At 40.4% G+C, this 282-nt stretch carries 1 pseudogene; it reads right to left on the bottom strand.

Features of this window, described 5'->3' with window-relative positions:
* Positions 1-265 (bottom strand): annotated as a pseudogene (locus LG649_RS16170) (SRPBCC family protein); the annotation flags it as partial.
* Positions 266-282 lie beyond the last annotated feature (17 nt).

The following is a 282-nucleotide window of genomic DNA, read 5'->3' on the forward strand; positions in this document are numbered from 1 at the left end:
GTTTTTCCATGCCTCCCATAAATGTGGCGAATGCTTTAAAGCCAAAAGGTAAATCTTTACCAGAAATGGTCCATGTTGTATTTGTTGTTCCGTCCTTGTTAGGCTTAAAATTCCAAGTTACTTGAGAGGGCGGAAAATCGGCAAATTGCATTTGTTGGGTTATGCTTTGGTTTGGTGTTGTAGCTAGGGTTTTCATGGTACCAATGCCATCTTGATCTTCCCAAGAATACGAACCACCAATACCTTGTGTTTGTTCTGGAAGCATAATTTCCATATCTGGGT

Origin of the sequence: Neotamlana laminarinivorans, from assembly GCF_020523925.1 — a bacterium.
GTDB lineage: Bacteria > Bacteroidota > Bacteroidia > Flavobacteriales > Flavobacteriaceae > Neotamlana > Neotamlana laminarinivorans.